Below are 16984 nucleotides of genomic sequence, written 5' to 3' on the forward strand. Positions count from 1 at the left end.
GAAATTTTTAAGATAGAAATTTATAATCTTCTTAAAAAGTTAGAGATAATATATAATATAAAACCGTAATCTCTTAATTAAGCTAGTCCTTTAGTTCTATCTAAGAAATAATTTAAAACTTATAAACTTATTTTCTAAAATAATCTACACCTGATTTAAATAGTTTTTGATCAAATTCTCCTGGTATGTTTTTATAAAGATTGTCTCCAATTCTCTCTGAATGACCCATCTTACCTAGGATTCTTCCATCTCTACTTATTATTCCTTCTATTGCTAAAGATGAACCATTAGGATTATATGGCATATTCATAGCCATATTTCCTTCTAAGTCTACATACTGAGTAGCTATTTGATCATTTTCTACTAACTCTTTTATTAAAGCTTCTGGTGCAACAAATCTTCCTTCTCCATGTGATATTGGAATACTGTGTACCTCTCCAAGAGAAACCTCATTAAACCAAGGAGATTTCTTAGATGTAATTTTAGTTCTAACTATGGATGACATATGTCTATTTATATTGTTATAAGTTAAGGTTGCCATATCTTCTTCAATATCAATTATTTTTCCGTATGGAAGAAGTCCTAACTTAATTAAGGCTTGGAAGCCATTACAAATTCCAAGTATTAATCCATCTCTCTCATTTAAAAGCTTCATAACTGAATCTTTTATCTTAGGATTTCTAAATATTGTTGCTATAAATTTAGCTGATCCATCTGGCTCATCTCCTGCTGAGAACCCCCCTGGCAACATAATTATTTGAGATTTGTCAATTTCTTTTTTAAGCATATTTATTGAATCAATTAAGGCTTCCTTATTTAAATTTCTAATTATAACTTCACTTACCTCAGCACCTTCTTTTTCAAAGGCCCTTCTACAATCATACTCACAGTTAGTTCCTGGGAATACTGGTATAACTACTCTTGGTTTTTCTACCCTTGTTATCTTTGATTTAAGTTTTTCTTCTATATGCATTTGTCCATTATCTAAAATATTAGCCCCGTCTTTATCATTATTTATTAAGTCTGAAACGCACTCTTCTTTATCTTCAGTTTTAGATTTAAATACATACTCAAGCTTTTCTTCATAAGCTTTTTCTAATTCCTCTAAAGAAACCTCAAAATCATATTCTTCACATTTTATAACCCCATCTTTTATTGTGCTTCCTATAACCTTATAATTAGTTCCCTTAAACTCATCCTCAAGGTTAACCCCTTCTTTAACCTCTAATATTAAACTTCCATAATTAAATCCAAAAAGTTCTTCTTTAGAAATATTATTTAATATTGCCCCAATTCTATTTCCTAGTGACATCTTAGTAATTCCCTCTGATACCCCACCAAACTTAAGAGAGTATGCTGAAACCACCTTTTCTTCTCCTATTAACTCATAAAGTTTTTCTAAGTTATTTTTAAATCCTTCCATTTCTAAAGTTCCATCTTCTAATTTCTCACCTTTCATAAGAACTAAAGTTGATCCTATATTTTTAAACTCAGGTGAAATAATTCTTGAAGCCTTTTCAAGACCTACTGCAAAGGAAACTAAAGTTGGTGGAACATTTAACTCTCCAAAACTTCCTGACATTGAATCTTTTCCACCTATTGCAGGTAATCCTAAATCCATTTGTGCCTTATAAGCTCCTAGTAATGCTGCAAAAGGCTTGCCCCATTTTTCTTCATCTCTTAATAATTTTTCAAAATATTCTTGGAAAGTTAATCTAACTTTTTTATAATCTCCTCCCATAGCAGCTATTTTAGTTACTGATTCAATAACTGAATAAAATGCCATGTGGAATGGACTCCATACTCCTAAATAAGGATTAAATCCATATGTCATTAAAGAAGCATCTTTACTTTCTCCTCCTAAGACAGGAATTTTAGCAGCCATACCCTCTGCTGGTGTTAATTGATACTTCCCTCCTAAAGGCATAAGAACTGTTCCTCCACCTATAGTTGAATCAAATCTCTCAATTAATCCTTTTTGACTACAAACATTTAAATTTCTTAAAGATTTTAGCCATTCCTCTTTAACGTCAAAGTTTTTAACTTCATATGGATAAACACTTGGTGATTTTACTTTTAAAGAAATTTCTTGTTTTGCCCCATTTGTATCTAAGAAACTTCTCTTTATATCAACTATAGTTTTATCCTTCCAATTCATTCTTAACCTATCAGTATCTGTAACTTCAGCCACAATTGTAGCTTCTAAATTCTCTTCTTCTGAAAGTTTTATAAATCTATCTGCATTTTCAGAGGAAATAACAACAGCCATTCTTTCTTGAGATTCTGATATGGCAAGTTCAGTTCCATCTAATCCCTCATATTTTTTAGGAACTTTATTTAAATCTATATCAATTCCTCTGCATAATTCTCCAATTGCTACTGATACTCCACCAGCTCCAAAGTCATTACATCTTTTTATCATTTGAGCTACTTCTTTATTTCTAAAAAGTCTCTGAATTTTTCTCTCTGTTGGAGCATTTCCTTTTTGAACTTCTGCTCCACATTGATTTATTGATTCTTCTGTGTGTTCCTTTGAAGAACCTGTAGCCCCACCAATACCATCTCTTCCAGTTCTTCCTCCAAGAAGTATTACAATATCTCCCTTTGAAGGTTCAAGTCTTATTACATTTTCCTTTGGCGTGGCAGCTATAACTGCACCTACTTCCATTCTCTTAGCCGCATAATTTGGATGATAAATTTCTGATACTTGTCCAGTTGCAAGGCCTATTTGATTTCCATATGAGCTATATCCATGAGCAGCTCCTAAAGTTATTTTTCTTTGAGGTAATTTGCCCTTTAAAGTTTCACAAATTTCAACTGTTGGATCTGCTGATCCTGTAACCCTCATAGCTTGATAAACATAACTTCTTCCTGAAAGGGGATCCCTAATAGCTCCCCCTAAACAAGTGGCTGCTCCTCCAAAAGGCTCTATTTCTGTTGGGTGATTGTGTGTCTCATTTTTAAACATTAAAAGATATTCTTCAGTTCCCTTATCTGTTTCTATTTCTATATTTATAGAACAAGCATTTATTTCTTCTGAAACATCTAAATCATCAAGTTTTCCTCTTTTTCTTAGCTCCTTCATGGCTATTGTGGCTAAATCCATTAACTTAACTTCTTTATTATTTAAGTTCTCCCCATAAACATAGGCTCTTGAATTTTTATAATCTTCATAAGCCTTTTTAATAGGTTCAGAATACTTGCCCTCTTCTATATAAACATCTTTTATTATTGTTTCAAAAGTTGTGTGTCTACAATGATCTGACCAATAAGTATCAATAACCTTAATCTCAGTTATTGTTGGATTTCTATCCTCTGATTTAAAATAATCTCTTATTAGTTTTAAATCTTCTAAACTCATAGCTAAAGATTTTTCTCTATGGAAATTTTTAAGTCCCTCTTCATTTAAACCTAAAAAGCCATTTAAAATCTCAACCTCATTAGGTTCCTCTAAGTTTTCTTCTAAGACTTTTGAAAGTGGACTAACTTCCCTTGAATCAACAGGATTAATGTAATAAGATTTTATTTTATTTATCTCTTCCTGATTTAAATTCCCTTTTAAAATAAGTACTTTTGATGATTTAACAGGAACTTTTTCCTCCTCAGTAAGAAGCATTATACACTCTGAAGCTGAATCAGCTCTTTGATCATACTGTCCTGGTAAATATTCAACACCAAAAGCTATTTCATCTTGTCCTATTTCAAAATTTTCCTCATATACTCTATCTACTGGAGCTTCTGACAAAATAGTATTTACAGTTCTTACATACTGTTCTTCTTCCATATCTCCTAATATGTATTTATTTAAAACTCTTACATCCTCCAAAGCTTCAATCCCTAAATTATCTTTAAAATCCTTAAGTAATATCTGACTTTCTACATTAAAACCAGCTTTTTTTTCTACAAATACCATTCTAATACCAGACATTTTAATCCCCCATTCAAAACACGAACATTATTAATGATTAAAAATTAATCATTCGTTAATTAAACATTACCACCTTAAATACGTATTGTCAATATTTAAAATTATTTAAAAATTCGTTTTTTAGATGATTTTAGACGTATTTATATTGTTTTTATTAATTAAAGTTCGTATTTAAGAATAAAAATAGAGATATATTAAAAGTCTCGAATAATATTTTTTAATATATCTCTAATATTTTTAGTCTTCTCTTAAAAGATTTATATCCTTTCCTTCTAGAATCTTATTCATATTTCTTATAGAGCACATTTTTCCACACATTGTACAACTATCTTTATGTTCAGGAGTAGATTCTTTTCTATATCTAATGGCTTTTTCACTATCTATAGCTAAAGAAAACATCTCGTCCCAATCTAGTCTTTTCCTAGCATCACTCATTTTATTATCTATGTCCCTTGCCCCAGAAATTCCTTTTGCTATGTCAGCTGCATGAGCCGCTATCTTTGTGGCAACTATTCCTTCCCTTACATCCTCTAAATTAGGAAGTCTTAAATGTTCTGCTGGTGTTACATAACAAAGAAAATCTGCTCCATAAGAAGCTGCCATAGCCCCTCCTATAGCACTTGTTATATGATCATATCCTGGTGCAATATCAGTTACTATTGGTCCTAAAACATAAAATGGTGCTCCATGGCATAATTTTTTCTCTAATAAAACATTAGCTTCTATTTCATTCATTGCCATATGCCCTGGACCCTCTATTATTACTTGTACATTTCTTTCCCAAGCTCTTTTTGTTAGCTCTCCAAGAGTAATTAATTCTTTGATTTGTACAGCATCAGTTGCATCAGCTATTGAACCTGGTCTACAAGCATCCCCTAAACTTAAAGTTAAATCATACTTTTCACATATATCTAATAATCTATCAAAATATTCATAGAAAGGATTTTCTCTATTATTTAATTCCATCCATGCAAAAAGAAGAGATCCTCCTCTAGAAACTATATTAGTAAGTCTTTTATTTCTTCTAAAAGTTTCAATTGTTTCTCTATTTAATCCAGCATGTATAGTAACAAAGTCAACTCCATCCTTTGCATGTTTTTCTACAACTTCAAAAAATTCATCAACAGTTATATCTTTAAGCTCTTTATCATAGAAACCTACTACATCATACATTGGTACAGTTCCTATCATAGCCGTAGAAACTTCTACAAGTCTTTTTCTAAAATCATAAGTTTTACCATAATTACTTAAATCCATTATAGATTCTGCATTCATATCTATTGCTTTTTTAACTTTTTCTAACTCTAATTCTATATTGGCACAGTCCTTTGAAATTCCTAGGTTAACATTTATTTTAGTTCTTAACCCTTGTCCAACACCTTCTGCACTTATACTTTTATGATTTTTATTAGCTGGTATTACAATTTTTCCTTCAGCCATTAAATTCATTAAAGTTTCAATATTAATTCCTTCTTTTTCTGAAACTACTTGCATTTCCTTTGTTATTATTCCTTTTTTAGCAGCATCCATTTGAGTTGTATAATTCATATTAGTTCTCCTTATTTTAATTTTTTAACTGCGCAGTTAAATTAATATAGGATCCTATTTTTTTATAAAAAATAAAAGCTTGCCATAAGGCAAGCTTAATAAACACTTATATAGATACATTTATAACTTTTTAAAGTATAAATATAAATAAACAACAGTTTATGCTTCCCTACGGTAGTACTAACTACATCAGGTTTTAAGGGTTAGATAGATATTATCCTCTCAGCATATAAAATGCACCCCTAGCACTTACGATTAAATATTCACTTTTTTTAAATTATACTATCAATTTTTTTCAATTTCAAGTAAATTTATAAAAATAAGTAATAATATACTTAATAATTATTTAAGCTAAATATAAAAAATATACTAAATTAAAACCAAGTAAAATATAAGTAGAAATTAAAAAAGCTTTAGAATAAGTTCCTATCTCATTCTAAAACTTTCCTAACTATTCCGATTTATATATTATAATTTAAGTTTTCTCTACAAAACAATGGAATTTTAAAAGCCTGTATGACAAAATCCACCGCCTCTATTTACACTTTTAAGTTTAGAAACATCATCTGTTTTTATAAAATTAGCTTTATAATATTTTGCTAAAACCATCTGAGCAATTCTATTTCCTTTTTTTATGTATATAGTTCCATATGGATTTCCGTTCTTATCTAAATAAATATATGTTTTTAATAACTTTTTATAAGCTTTTTTTCCTTCATCCTCATAAGAACTTATATCATGTCCTTTAGATTCTAAATAGTCGCTTAATCTTACTTCAGTATAATTATTTTTTAAATCATCTAATATACTTATATCATTAGCTATCTCATAAGGAAGATTGGCTATATTATAATTATTTTCTAAAATTACTGATATATCACTAACTGAATCAGCATCAATAGTTCCTATTGAGTTTGAAATTTTTAAGTTTGTTCTTAAAGAAAGTCCACTTCTAGCCCTAATTTGAAGCTCCATATTATCAGGAATTGCAAACTTTAACCCTAGTGGAATTGCAACCTTTTCAAAAGGTCTTATAACCATATCCTCTGCTGCAAAAAGGTCTGCTCCTGCGGCTAATGGTGTTTCATATTTAGGTGTTTCTCCATTTTTATCATATTGAATATATACATCTCTCACTCTTTGTTCTCCCGCCATAAAATTCACCTCCATCTTTAGTAAAAATTATATTTTAAAATCCCCCTATTAACAAATGTGTAAATCATCCATATTCTTAATTGAAAGTTGTATTATTAACATTTTGTTAATATATTTTCTTTATTCTTACATTTACAACTTATTACTTTTATTAAGAATTTTTTTATAGAAAAACTTAATTTTCTATAAAAAAATAACAGGTTTAATCTCTCTAACCTGTTACTTTTTACTTATTTAAAATTATTTTTAAAAATTATTTCTATTCATGTTATATATACAAATTCCAGCAATAGCACCTGTTATAAATACAGTTGCTAAGTTCCATATCTTAAATATATAAACTCCAAAATAATGAACTAACACAATTAAAATTAAAGCTATAACTATGTGGATAATCCATTCCCACTTAGGCTCTATTTTAAAAGCTCCAAACATTTTATCAGTTAACCTTATTTTTTTATCAATTAATCCATATAAAACAGCAAATAGAATTGTTGATATAACAAACACTAATGCTTCCAATATATTTTGTAATAAAAGCATTCTATCCATAGTTTCTTCCCTTTCAATTCATCCTTAATAGCTATATTATACCATTTTAAAGAATAGTAAGTGAACTTTACAATTAAAATTAATATATCATTTAGACTTTAAATCCACCTAATCTATGGAGATAATACTATTCCTTATTTTTAGTCTAAACCTAAAGAATAAACTAATAAAAATATATCTTTTTACAAATTATTTTTTAAAGGAAGCAATTAAAATTCCAATAAAAATTCCATTTATACTTGAAACTACAAAATTTCCAATCCCATAAGGAATACTTAAGTATTTAAATATTATGTAACTTAAAACTAAAACTATTATTGCAGTTATTATAACTATTAAATCATATATAAACTTATCCTTAAAACTTTTATGTCCCCACAAAATTCTAGTATTACTATCCCTAAGTTTATATAAGAAAAATAACACTATAATTATTCCAATAACAGTACTTGTATGTTGAACTAACTTATATATATAAATTTCTTCTCCACCAAATAGTATAATTTTTTGTCTAAGCCAAGTGATATGACGCACAAAGAATCCAGTTTTATGAGTAAATCCATCCCACAAAACATGGGTAATCATTCCTAATAAAGCCGAATATATGAAAACAATTACTTCTTTCCATGAATGCAAGCCAAATTGTTCTGTTCTTAAGTAACCATACCAGTTATCTAAAGGTCTCGGCAAATGACTTATAAGTGGAGATTTTATAAAGTTATGAAAAATATACGCTAATAAAATACATAAAGGCAAATTTAATATAAAAAAGCCTAATATTTGGTGTCCTAAATTTCCATAAGGTCTAAAATTAAGAAAATATATAAAATCTGGAGCCATACTCCCTAAAATTAAAGCTGTAAAATTAAACTTTTTATTCTTTAAAAAAACCACAGCTGCTGGATGCGCTAGGGTAAAAGGCATACTTACTCCCCCTTATTATATTGAATATTATCCAATTATAACATATAAAAGACTAAGTAAAAACGACTAAAATTTTTCTTTTAACCCATTAACATGAAACCTATTTATTTGAATTATTTTTTTGTACTAAATAAATAAGAATATTATTCAAAAGAAATATTATAAAAAATATTATTTTATTTATTTGAGACTGTACTGAAGTTATTGCAAGAAACAAAATAACATTAATTATTAATAACCATAACTCATGCTTCTTTAAAAATTCCATTTTAATTTAAAACTCCTAATATTTCTTCCCCATATTTATTGACCTTCACCTTAGCCAATCCCTTAACTTTCATAAGCTCTTCTTTATTCTTTGGCATTTTATCTAAAAGATCATTTAGAGTCTCATCATTAAAAATGCAATAAGGAGGAAGTTTTTCTTTTATTGCAAAATTTATTCTTAATTGTTTAAGTTTTCTCCTCAGTTCTTCTTTATTTTTATTACTTAATATTTTACCTTCATAAGATTTATTATCTCTATTAAATAAAACCTCATCATTAAAATTATCATTGTTTGATTTTTCTTCACTGTACACTTCTGACTCTTTTTTTATAAAATCCTCTTCACTTAAGGAGTATTTTTTATAATAATCAAACTCTATAGGTTTATTATTTTCTAATAAAAATTTACCTATTGAATATTCTACTTTATCTAAAACCTTAAAATCTTGCTTTATCTTATGATAGTTTAATTTCTCTTTTATAAAAGATGTTAATTGATCATATTTTATAATTTGTGATTTTATTTCCTTTGGTGCTTTATACTTATTTATTACACTTTTAGAGTTTGCAATTACTACACAAGAATATATAGGGTATTTTTTTATCATTTTATTTTTCTTTAAATAATCAGTTAATACTCTAACATGTCTTTCATTTTGAGCTACTGGACTATATATTCCTTCTTTTCTATAAACTTTTCCTTCTTTATTTTTAAAATATCTTATAAATTCTCCTGACTCATTTACAGTTATATCTCCACTTAAGGCCTTAGTTTCTAAGACTAAAATAAAACTTTTAGTTATTAGAATATAATCCATTTGGGCAACTGATTCCCCATCCTCTATCCTAATATCATGTAAAGCTAACATTGGTATATAGGAATTTTTTATTTCATAACTAACATTTTTTTCTCCCTCAATACCATAAGTTAAGTACATAATATCTCTATCTATTAATTTCTTTTTCTCACTATAAACTTTTCCACTAAGAATTTTTAAATCTTCTAATTGTTTATTATTCTCATTGAATTCTTTAAGCCATGTAGGGCCCTTTATAGAAGAAATTCCGAAAATAATTTCTTTTAACATTTATATACTACCTCCTATTAACATTTCATTCATATTGTAGCATATTTTGTAACTTTTTGTTAACACTGTATTTTTAAGCTAAAATCATAAAATTAAAAAGTGTTAGAAACATTTAAAAATAATTGCTTCTAACACTCTTCCTTAATTATTAAAAATTACTTATTTAATGTTTTTACTGATACTTCACCTGAATTTAAGTATTCTATTTCACCATTTTCATACTTAACAACTAAAGCTCCCTCATCAGTAATATCAATAGCCAATCCTTTATTCAGCTTATTGTTCTTTAAAAAACTTACTTCTTTTCCTAATACTAAAGATAAAATTCTATACTCTGTCATTATGCTTTTATCCTCTAGATTTTCACATAATTCAAAAAGTTCATTTAAAATCTCAGCAACTAACTGATTTCTAGTAATAGTTGGCTTTTCTCCTCCAAATATTGATCCTGCAATATTTTTTATATCTTCAGGGAAATCCTTTGAATCAGTTTTAAAATTTACCCCAATTCCAACAACAACATTCTCAACTCTTCCACTCTCAAAGTTTCCTGTTGCCTCTGTTAATATGCCGCAAATTTTTTTATCATCTAAAAATATATCATTAACCCACTTTATTTTAGGTCTTTTTTTAGTTAATGTTTCTATTGCCCTACAAACAGATATGGCTGCTGAGGTTGTTATATGTATGGCCTTTGAAAGTTCTATGTTAGGTCTTAAAATAACACTCATATATATCCCTTTGTTAGAAGGTGAAAAGAACTTTCTTTGAAATCTCCCCCTACCTGCTGTTTGTTCCTCTGCAATTAATATGGTTCCATGTGGTATATCATTATCCATTAAAAGCTTCTTAGCTTCTTGATTAGTTGAATCTATAGTTTTATACACCCTTATATAGTTTTCACGGTATTTAGGATTTAAAAATATTTTTATTCCCTCTGCTGATATTAAGTCATTATCCTTTGTTAATTGATATCCTCTATTGGTAACAGCAGAAATATTGTAGCCCTCTCCCCTTAAGGATTTTATAGCCTTCCATATAGCTGCCCTAGAAACTGATAAATGTTTAGCCAATTCTTCTCCTGATATACTTCTCTCCCTATTTTCTTCTAGAATCTTAAGTACTGACTCTTTAACCGACATTTAACTAGCCCCCTAATTTATTTCTATTATTCATATTAAAATTACTTTTCTTTAATTAATACTCTCCTTGATTATATTTTTTATGCCTATTATTGACAACCTTTTTTAATATTTAAGTCTACAATATAAATCTCAAAATAATTTTCTATATAAAAAAAGGCTAGCAACTTTTAATGTTACTAACCTTTCCATAAAAATTATTTAAATTCTATTGCTCTAATTTCTTTTAATGATTTTAAAACATCCTCATTAATATTTCCTTGTGCTTCTTCTAAGATAGCATAAATATTTCTAGCCTTTTCTAAGATGTTTTTTATGTTTTCATTTACTTCGTATTTTTTATAAACTGCAACAAAATCAAAAATTATTGCCAATGCTCTCTTTAAATTATCTCTTAAATTGTCTTTAAACCCTGGTGTTCCTAAAACATATTCATTTGAAAACACTTTAGGTTCCTCTAAGTATATATTTAATTTTTCTTTTACTAAAGACACAGCATTTAAATAATCATCATTACAAGTTGAAATTAAACCCTCATTAATTTTTATGTCTTTTTCCATTTAAATCATCTCCTTAACTCTTTCATTAGTTCTTTAAAGATAATTAATTATAGTGTTTGTGTGGTTTTTTTATTTATATAAAAAATTTTGGATTCTAATTGATAAAGTACTAAAAATAATAAATATTTATTCTCAGTAATATGATTATATCCTACAAAAAGAAAAAAGAAAATAATTTTCCAATTTTCATTTAAATTTTTCTTAACAATAAGAAATTTACTCTTTATTATTTAAGCTTATTTTTTTATTTTCATGTATAATTTAAATAAAAAAACTTAGGTGGTGTTTAAGGTGAATTATATTGAAGATATAAAAAATTATATTCCTTTTAACGAACAGGAAGAAAGGGATAAAGAACTATTTTTAAGATGCTTAAATGATTTTCATGATATTTTAACAAGAGATAATACAATTGCTCATTTAACTAGCTCAGCCTTTGCTGTAAATAAAGAAAGAAATAAATTTTTAATGATTCATCATAACATATATAATTCTTGGGCATGGACTGGTGGTCATTCAGATAATGAAAAAGATCAACTAAAAGTTGCAATAAAAGAATTAAAAGAAGAAACTGGAGTTAAAAATCCTACTCCTCTTTTAGATAAAGCTTTTGCATTAGATGTGTTAACAGTAAATGGCCACATAAAAAGAGGAAAATATGTTTCATCCCATCTTCATTTAAATCTTACTTATTTAATAGAATGCTCAGAAGATGAAACTCTTATGCTTAAAGAGGATGAAAATAGTGGTGTTATGTGGATTCCTTTTAATGAAATAAGTAAATATTGCAGTGAACCTCATATGATTCCAATATATGAAAAGCTAATAAATAAGCTAAAAACTCAAAGTAAATTTTAAAGAAATAAAAAAATTTAAGCTATGTTTTAATTAAAACATAGCCTTTAAATTTAATATTTATTATAAAATTTAGATAACTTTTTTAACACTCTCTTCTTTATTTCCTCTTGAATCCCATCTTTTTAAGACATAAGCTGATAAAAATGCAGCTATTAACATAATCCATATTAAGGAGCTTGGGAAAAATAAAACTAATAAAAGTAAAGTAACTACAGCATTCCTTAAAACTGAACTTGTAAATGCGGTTGTAACTATAGTAACTGTGACAACTGGATCAATTGAGAATATTGCTGAAAGAGCATATCCCATTGAAACTCCTGAAAATACTACTGGGAATATATGTCCACCTCTCCATCCAGTAGATAGGCACACCTCTGTTAAGAATAATTTCACCAAACTAATTAATATAAGAATTCCTATTGATAAACTACTCCATTCTTTAACTAACACTTTTACTTCATGCTCTCCTGAAAATAGTGTATATGGTAACCATGTTCCCACTATTCCCAAAATTATGCCTCCAATTAATGCCCTTATTATTTTATAATTTTTTAAAGGTAAAAAAATCTTATGTAGAATTTTCCCATACCCACCATATAGTAATGCCATTAAAATTCCACAAATTATTAGTGGAATTATTGATATTATTTCACTCATTCCGAGATTAAAACTTCCAAAATGAACTATAAAAGATGGTCTATTGTCAATTTGTGATAATAATATTAAAACACCAAATCCAGCAGCCGTTGTCATTGAATAAACTATTGTTTTAATATTCTTTCTTACACTTGAATCATCATCTTCTATCAATGGAGTTAATCCTATTAATGGTGCATGAAATATAAGTCCTATCGTAGCTTCCATACTAAATTCTGTTACTAAACTATCATACTTTTCTAACTCTTTATCCTTAACAATCCACTTTAAAAAATCTCCAACTAAAGTAGAAAGTCCGCCTATAATATTAACAAGAGCAGCTTCAGGTCCTAAACTAGCTCCAAAAAATAGTGTAATTAAAGCAGATACACAAGCCTTTGGAACATTTTTGTAATCTACTCTCTTAGTTTCTTTAAATTCTGCCATAATTTCTGGCATAAGTTTTGGATATTCCCCTAAATATTTTTGACATAATCCTACTAAAATTCCACCAATACTACATACTAATATTGTCCAGTATGGTAAATTAAACTTTCCTGGTAGTTCATTCCACATAAAATGTATTCCTGAACTAACAACATACAAAAAGAGCCAACTAACAGCTCCTACTATCCCACCTAGAACTATTCCATAAAGAATTAAAATTCCTAAACTAAAATATTTTTTCATTCCTAAAGTTTCTCCTTAACTAATCCTTTGTTTTGTAATATTTAAGTATCCTTATTTATAATACCATATATTAATCCCAATAATGCAAATACCACATAATACACATCAGTTGATATTTTTAATCTCAAAAGTTCATATACCGCATTTATAAACATATAATTAAAATTAAATATACTTAATATCCAAGCAATTAATAGACCCCATAATAATCCACCTAACACTTAATCCCTCCCATATCTCACCAATGTAAAAATATCAATATTTTAAAAGATAACTTATTAATCCTATTAAAGCAAAAATAACATAATAAAAATCTTTTGATGTTTCTATATCACAAACTTCATATATAGAATTTATAACCATCTTGTCAAAGTTAAATAAACTCAAAATTCATGCAACAAATAGTCCTCCTAATAATCTACTTAGCATCCCCTCCCCCTGTAAAAATCCTAATTTAATTTTTCCTTTTAAATTTTAATTACTTATTAAAAGTTAATTTTTAATCATTGTATTAATAAAATATGGACTTAATTTAGAAAAAATAATTTTCTAAACTAAGCCCATATTTTTACTATTTCATTGGATTTTTAGAAGTTGATGTCCATTGATTATCTCCTGCAGTTTTAGGCTGTCTATCCTTTGCAGGAACCATGTTAGGATCTACAGTTGTTGATACCCATTGATTATTTGTTGCTGATTTTAATTTTTTTCCCATGAATAATTACCTCTTTCTATTTTTTATTGAAACTTGTTCAACCTTATTTTTTGTAATTATATTTTTTTCATCCTAGGTATTTATTAGAAACTTTAATTGACTTATTTTAAACTTTTGATATATAATATATAAAAACTGAATCATTAAAAGCTTTGATTAGGAGTAGTAATATTACCTCATAGCCTAAAGAGAGTTGTGGTTTGCTGTGACACAATGGTATGAAAATATGAACTTGCCTATGAGCATATGTGTGAAAAAAAGCACATACGGGAAAAACCCGTTATAAAATCGAGTGAGGAAAAGAAATTTTCCTAATAAGAGTGGTACCGCGAATATCCTTTCGTCTCTTAAATTTTAAGAGATGGAAGGTTTTTTTATTTGTTTTTATTTGATTCTAGCAAATAATATTAATTATATAGACTTAGAGGAGGATTAGTTAATGGGTAACTATAGTACTGCCATAGATAAGAAATGGCAAGAAAAATGGGCTGAATCAGGCCTTTATAAATTTGATCCAAATAAAGAAGGAGAGAAACTTTACGTTTTAGAAATGTTTTCATACCCTTCAGGTAGCCAATTACATGCAGGTCACTGGTTTAACTATGGACCAGTTGATTCATGGGCTAGATTTAAAAGAATGCAAGGATATAATGTATTCCAACCAATGGGATTTGATGCTTTCGGTTTACCTGCTGAAAACTTTGCTATAAAAACAGGAATACATCCTCAAGATTCTACAATAAAAAATATAGCTAAAATGGAAGAACAATTAAAAGCTATGGGAGCTATGTTTAACTGGGAAAACGAAGTTGTAACTTGCTCACCTGAATATTATAAATGGACTCAATGGCTATTCCTAAAATTATACGAAAAAGGATTAGCTTATAGAAAAAAAGCTCCTGTAAACTGGTGTCCATCATGTCAAACAGTTCTTGCTAATGAGCAAGTAGTTGATGGAGCTTGTGAAAGATGTTCAACAGAAGTTACTAAAAAAGATCTTACTCAATGGTTCTTTAAAATAACTGATTATGCTGATGAATTATTAGATAAATTAGATGATTTAGATTGGCCAGAAAAAACAGTTTCTATGCAAAAACACTGGATAGGAAGATCAACTGGTTCTCAAGTTAACTTTAAAGTTAAAGATAGCGATTTAAACTTTGATGTATTCACAACAAGAGTTGATACTTTATGCGGAGTTAGCTATGTTGTTTTAGCTCCTGAAAATCCATTAGTAGACGAAATAGTTTCAGCTGAACAAAAAGAAGCTGTTGAAAATTATAAAGAAGAAGCTAAAAAACAATCTGATATAGAAAGACAATCTATTTCAAGAGAAAAAACGGGTGTATTCACTGGTGCATATGCTATTCATCCATTAACAGGTAAAGAAGTTCCTATATGGGTTGGAGACTACGTTCTAGCAACTTACGGAACTGGAGCTGTTATGGCTGTTCCTGCTCATGATGAAAGAGATTTTGCTTTTGCTGAAAAATTCAACCTTCCAATAAATAGAGTTATAGAAGCTAAAGATGGTAGTGAAACTAACCTTCCATTCTGCGAGCACGGTATATTAGTTAACTCAGGTGAATTTGATGGATTAACTACAGATGAAGCTAAAGAAAAAATAGTTGAAAAACTAGCTTCAATGGGTCTTGGAGAAAAGAAAGTTAACTTTAGATTAAGAGACTGGTTAGTTTCAAGACAAAGATACTGGGGAGCTCCAATTCCTGTAGTTTACTGTGAAGAATGTGGTATAGTTCCTGTACCTGAAAGTCAATTACCAGTTGAATTACCATATGATGTTGAATTTGCTCCAGATGGAAAATCTCCACTAGCTAAGAGCGAAGCATTTGTTAATACAACTTGCCCTCACTGTGGAAAACCAGCTAAGAGAGAAACTGATACTTTAGATACTTTCGTATGTTCATCATGGTATTACTTAAGATATCCTGATAATAAAAATACTGAGGCTCCATTTAATCCTGAATTAATCAACAAAATGTTACCAGTTGATAAATACGTTGGTGGACCTGAACATGCTTGTATGCATCTTCTTTACGCAAGATTCATAACTAAAGCCCTAAGAGATATGGGATACCTAAACTTTGATGAACCATTTACTTCATTAACTCACCAAGGATTAATCTTAGGACCAGACGGATTAAAAATGAGTAAATCAAAAGGAAATACAATATCTCCTGATGATTATATAAAAGAATATGGTGCAGATGTATTTAGAATGTACCTAATGTTTGGTTTTGCTTACACTGAAGGTGGAGCTTGGAGTGATGATGGAATCAAATCTGTAAATAGATTCGTTGAAAGAATTGAAAGAATTATAGATACTGCTAGAGAAGCAATCTCAAAAGGTGAAAATAATAAAACTACAATGGATAAGGCTGAAAAAGAGCTTAACTATTGGAGACACAATACTATAAAATCTGTTACAGATGATACAGATAAACTTCAATTTAATACAGCAATAGCTAGAATGATGGAATTCATAAATGCTTTATCTAAATATACTCAAGAGAAAGAAATGAATCTTGATTTCTTAAAAGATGTAGTTTCTGATTATTTAAGATTATTAGCACCATTTGCACCTCACTTCAGTGAAGAACAATGGAGCTTACTTGGAAATTCATACTCAATCTTCAATGAAGCATGGCCAAAATTTGACCCTAAAGCTTTAGTTAAAGACGAAGTTGAAATAGCTATACAAGTTAACGGAAAAATCAAAAACAAAATAATGGTTTCTTCTGATTTAGATGAAGAAGGAATAAAAGCCGCTGCTTTAGCTGATGAGAAAATCATAGCTTCAACAGAAGGAAAAACAGTTGTAAAAGTAATAGTTATAAAAGGTAGACTTGTAAATATAGTTGTTAAGTAATATAATATTAACGTTGCAAATTTTTTAATTG

General features: G+C 28.4%; 13 protein-coding genes, 1 riboswitch and 1 other annotated feature. Of the genes, 2 read left to right on the forward strand and 11 right to left on the reverse strand.

Features of this window, described 5'->3' with window-relative positions:
• Positions 1-127 precede the first annotated feature (127 nt).
• The 8 genes from I6G60_RS13005 to I6G60_RS13040 all read right to left on the reverse strand — a co-directional run bounded on the left by I6G60_RS13005 (position 128) and on the right by I6G60_RS13040 (position 11164).
• A complete protein-coding gene (locus tag I6G60_RS13005) occupies positions 128-3928 on the reverse strand; it encodes a phosphoribosylformylglycinamidine synthase (protein WP_003457110.1) in 3801 nt (1266 codons plus the stop codon).
• A gap of 237 nt (positions 3929-4165) precedes the next feature.
• Complete coding sequence (thiC, locus tag I6G60_RS13010) at positions 4166-5476, reverse strand: phosphomethylpyrimidine synthase ThiC (RefSeq protein WP_003456962.1); 1311 nt, start codon at positions 5474-5476, stop codon at positions 4166-4168.
• 149 nt (positions 5477-5625) lie between these two features.
• A riboswitch (TPP riboswitch) is annotated at positions 5626-5730 on the reverse strand.
• Positions 5731-5980: 250 nt separating this feature from the next.
• Positions 5981-6631, reverse strand: a complete 651-nt coding sequence (locus tag I6G60_RS13015) for a dUTP diphosphatase (RefSeq protein ID WP_197925418.1) — start codon at positions 6629-6631, stop codon at positions 5981-5983.
• Between the two features lie 246 nt (positions 6632-6877).
• Entirely contained in the window at positions 6878-7183 is a 306-nt protein-coding gene (locus I6G60_RS13020) for a hypothetical protein (RefSeq protein WP_003457108.1), read from the reverse strand.
• A 189-nt stretch (positions 7184-7372) separates the two neighbouring features.
• Positions 7373-8107, reverse strand: coding sequence for a DUF4184 family protein (locus tag I6G60_RS13025; RefSeq protein WP_003456936.1), 735 nt, complete (start codon positions 8105-8107; stop codon positions 7373-7375).
• 269 nt (positions 8108-8376) lie between these two features.
• On the reverse strand, positions 8377-9462 hold the full coding sequence (locus I6G60_RS13030) for an NERD domain-containing protein (RefSeq protein WP_078233405.1): 1086 nt from the start codon (positions 9460-9462) through the stop codon (positions 8377-8379).
• 155 nt (positions 9463-9617) lie between these two features.
• Positions 9618-10604 carry a biotin--[acetyl-CoA-carboxylase] ligase gene (locus I6G60_RS13035; RefSeq protein WP_003468427.1) on the reverse strand — a complete coding sequence of 329 codons (987 nt, stop codon included), beginning with the start codon at positions 10602-10604 and terminating at the stop codon, positions 9618-9620.
• A 197-nt stretch (positions 10605-10801) separates the two neighbouring features.
• Positions 10802-11164, reverse strand: coding sequence for a hypothetical protein (locus I6G60_RS13040; protein ID WP_003456924.1), 363 nt, complete (start codon positions 11162-11164; stop codon positions 10802-10804).
• 291 nt (positions 11165-11455) lie between these two features.
• On the opposite strand from I6G60_RS13040, the gene I6G60_RS13045 reads away from it, so the two are divergent.
• Positions 11456-12022 carry an NUDIX hydrolase gene (locus I6G60_RS13045; RefSeq protein WP_003456967.1) on the forward strand — a complete coding sequence of 189 codons (567 nt, stop codon included), beginning with the start codon at positions 11456-11458 and terminating at the stop codon, positions 12020-12022.
• A gap of 69 nt (positions 12023-12091) precedes the next feature.
• On the opposite strand, the gene I6G60_RS13050 is transcribed toward I6G60_RS13045, so the two are convergent.
• The 3 genes from I6G60_RS13050 to I6G60_RS13060 form a co-directional block, all read right to left on the reverse strand.
• On the reverse strand, positions 12092-13348 hold the full coding sequence (locus I6G60_RS13050) for a chloride channel protein (protein ID WP_111744064.1): 1257 nt from the start codon (positions 13346-13348) through the stop codon (positions 12092-12094).
• A 41-nt stretch (positions 13349-13389) separates the two neighbouring features.
• Entirely contained in the window at positions 13390-13569 is a 180-nt protein-coding gene (locus tag I6G60_RS13055) for a hypothetical protein (RefSeq protein ID WP_003480376.1), read from the reverse strand.
• A gap of 350 nt (positions 13570-13919) precedes the next feature.
• Positions 13920-14063, reverse strand: a complete 144-nt coding sequence (locus I6G60_RS13060; RefSeq protein WP_003453032.1) for a hypothetical protein — start codon at positions 14061-14063, stop codon at positions 13920-13922.
• A 143-nt stretch (positions 14064-14206) separates the two neighbouring features.
• Positions 14207-14414 (forward strand) — a binding site (T-box leader).
• A gap of 88 nt (positions 14415-14502) precedes the next feature.
• On the opposite strand from I6G60_RS13060, the gene leuS reads away from it, so the two are divergent.
• The gene (leuS, locus tag I6G60_RS13065) at positions 14503-16953 is read left to right on the forward strand and encodes a leucine--tRNA ligase (protein ID WP_003457020.1); all 2451 of its coding nucleotides are present in this window, start codon (positions 14503-14505) and stop codon (positions 16951-16953) included.
• Positions 16954-16984 lie beyond the last annotated feature (31 nt).

Source organism: Clostridium perfringens, assembly GCF_016027375.1.
Lineage (GTDB): Bacteria > Bacillota > Clostridia > Clostridiales > Clostridiaceae > Sarcina > Sarcina perfringens.

Bases quoted from the DNA above. Each gene is read 5' to 3' on its own strand.
- I6G60_RS13030 (WP_078233405.1), bottom strand. From the start codon at position 9,462: ATGTTAAAAGAAATTATTTTCGGAATTTCTTCTATAAAGGGCCCTACA.
- I6G60_RS13050 (WP_111744064.1), bottom strand. From the start codon at position 13,348: ATGAAAAAATATTTTAGTTTAGGAATTTTAATTCTTTATGGAATAGTT.
- thiC (WP_003456962.1), bottom strand. From the start codon at position 5,476: ATGAATTATACAACTCAAATGGATGCTGCTAAAAAAGGAATAATAACA.
- I6G60_RS13040 (WP_003456924.1), bottom strand. From the start codon at position 11,164: ATGGAAAAAGACATAAAAATTAATGAGGGTTTAATTTCAACTTGTAAT.
- I6G60_RS13015 (WP_197925418.1), bottom strand. From the start codon at position 6,631: ATGGCGGGAGAACAAAGAGTGAGAGATGTATATATTCAATATGATAAA.
- I6G60_RS13005 (WP_003457110.1), bottom strand. From the start codon at position 3,928: ATGTCTGGTATTAGAATGGTATTTGTAGAAAAAAAAGCTGGTTTTAAT.
- I6G60_RS13035 (WP_003468427.1), bottom strand. From the start codon at position 10,604: ATGTCGGTTAAAGAGTCAGTACTTAAGATTCTAGAAGAAAATAGGGAG.
- leuS (WP_003457020.1), top strand. From the start codon at position 14,503: ATGGGTAACTATAGTACTGCCATAGATAAGAAATGGCAAGAAAAATGG.
- I6G60_RS13025 (WP_003456936.1), bottom strand. From the start codon at position 8,107: ATGCCTTTTACCCTAGCGCATCCAGCAGCTGTGGTTTTTTTAAAGAAT.
- I6G60_RS13060 (WP_003453032.1), bottom strand. From the start codon at position 14,063: ATGGGAAAAAAATTAAAATCAGCAACAAATAATCAATGGGTATCAACA.
- I6G60_RS13020 (WP_003457108.1), bottom strand. From the start codon at position 7,183: ATGGATAGAATGCTTTTATTACAAAATATATTGGAAGCATTAGTGTTT.